Consider the following 1,978-nt stretch of genomic DNA (forward strand, 5'->3'; position numbering starts at 1 on the left):
CCCGGCGGTGACCGGGGCGGGTTGCTGTCCCCGAGCTTCGACCCGCCCGGGGCCCTCGCGGATGATGCCAACCGGCGATAGCTCGGCCGCATAGCGGCCGGGTCCGCCACGCCGCCGCGTCGGGTCGGTCCGCCGGTCGGTCCGCCGACCGGCCCTTCGGCACGCCCTTGAATGCCTGTCATGTCCTTGGCGAGGCGGTGCGGCGGCGTCTATGCTCCGGACGTGGAGCTCGACGTGAGACACCTCCGGGTGCTGTGCGCGATCGCCGACAGCGGCAGCCTCCGCAAGGCCGCGCTCCAGCTCGGCATGACCCAGCCCTCCCTCACCACCCAGCTGCACCGGATCGAACGGGCCATCGGCGGCACCCTGTTCACCCGCGAGCAGACCGGCAGCAGGCCGACCGCGCTCGGTCACTCGGTGCTCTCCCGGGCCCGGCCGGTGATCACCGAGATGGCCGCCCTGGTGACCGCCGCCCGCCAGGAGGCCCGGGACGCGGCCGGGCCCGGCCGGCAACGGCGGCTGCGGATCGGCAGCGTCGGCAGCCGGGCGGTCGCGGCCTGGCTGCGCCGGGTGCACGAGCGGCTGCCGGACACCGACACCACCATCCACGTGGACGTCTCGGCCAGCGCGCTGCTGCGGATGGTCGCCGCCGACCAGCTGGACGTGGCCTTCGTGTACGAGAGCGAGGGCTTCCCGCTGCGGGTGCCGCCGGACGCCGAGCAGCGGGTGCTGATGGCCCGGGAGCCGCAGTTCGTCGCGCTCGCGGCCGGACACCCGGCCGCCGCCCGGCCGGTCGTCCACCTGGCCGACCTCGCCGAGGACACCTGGATGGTCGACCCGACCGCCGACCACGAGTACGCGGCGATGCGCCGGGTGTTCAGCGAGGCCGGGCTCAACCCCCGGGTGGTACAGGTGCGGGACAACGCCACCGCCGCCGAGCTGGTCGCCTCCGGCGAGGCCGTCCGCCCCTGCCAGCCGACCTCGCTGCCCGGGCCCGGCACGGTGGTCCGCCCGGTGCACGGGGACCCGCTGACCGTCCGGCTGCTGTTCACCTGGCGTCCGCGCGTGCTCAGCCCGCCCGCGCTGGACGCGCTCTACGGCGAACTGCGGGCCGCCTACCTGGATCTGGCCAAGGTGAACCCCGCCTACCTGGACTGGCTGGCCCGGCACGAGCCGGTACTGCTGGAGCGGGTCGGCCAGTCCCGCACTTCGCGGTGACCGAATCGCGGACCTGGCCCGGCTTCTTCTAGCGGACCCGGTAGATCTGGCCGGTCTGCGAGCCATCGATCGAGCGGACGTACGCTGTCGCCACCCGGGCGGCGGGCACCGCCTCCATGCCGGGGAAGAAGGGCCCGTAGGCGGGCAGGGACTCCTCGACCACGGTCGGGCTCACCGCGTTGATCCGCTGGGGCGGGAGTTCGATCGCGGCGGCTCGTACGAACGCCTCAACGGCACCGTTCGCCGCGGATGCGGCAGCCCCGGCCACGATCGGCTCCTCGGTGAGGATCCCGCTGACCAGCGTGAACGAGCCGGTCCTGGCCACCTGGGAGGCGCCCTGGCGGACCAGCTCCATCTGGCTCAGCGCCTTGCCGCGGAACGTCGCCGCGACATCGTCGGCGGTCAGCTCGCCGAGCGGTTTGAACACGGCCTCGCCCGCCGCGACCGCGACCGCGTCCAGCGGGCCCGCCTGCGCATACAGCCTGGCCACCGCTTCCGGGTCGGTGACGTCGGCCACCAGGTCCCCGCCCGTGCGGCCCACGCCGATCACCTCGTGGCCGCGCTCCGCGAGCACCCGGCGCACCGCACTGCCCAGCGTTCCGCTCGCACCGACCAGAAGAATCCTCATGACCCACACCGTCCATCACGTCTCGGGACCGAATCCATGTGCGCCTGGTACTCGCCGTGCAGCGGGATGAAGACGTCCTCGTACTCCTCGCCGCCGAGTCCGCGCAGCGTCACCAGCTGTCCGCCGACGGCG

The 1,978-nt window shown here is 74.0% G+C and carries 2 protein-coding genes; one reads left to right on the forward strand and one right to left on the reverse strand.

From position 1 onward, the window contains the following. Positions 1-222: 222 nt before the first annotated feature. The gene (locus tag ACIQOV_RS39310) at positions 223-1,218 is read left to right on the forward strand and encodes a LysR family transcriptional regulator (RefSeq protein ID WP_401055678.1); all 996 of its coding nucleotides are present in this window, start codon (positions 223-225) and stop codon (positions 1,216-1,218) included. A 28-nt stretch (positions 1,219-1,246) separates the two neighbouring features. Here the strand turns inward: ACIQOV_RS39310 and ACIQOV_RS39315 are convergent, their stop codons facing one another. Beyond that, positions 1,247-1,846 carry a short chain dehydrogenase gene (locus tag ACIQOV_RS39315; RefSeq protein ID WP_401055680.1) on the reverse strand — a complete coding sequence of 200 codons (600 nt, stop codon included), beginning with the start codon at positions 1,844-1,846 and terminating at the stop codon, positions 1,247-1,249. Positions 1,847-1,978 lie beyond the last annotated feature (132 nt).

The sequence above is a fragment of the Kitasatospora sp. NPDC091257 genome (assembly GCF_044757675.1).
Lineage (GTDB): Bacteria > Actinomycetota > Actinomycetes > Streptomycetales > Streptomycetaceae > Kitasatospora > Kitasatospora lactacystinica.

Coding starts and splice junctions, on each gene's coding strand:
- ACIQOV_RS39315 (WP_401055680.1), bottom strand. CDS start 1,846: ATGAGGATTCTTCTGGTCGGTGCGAGCGGAACGCTGGGCAGTGCGGTG.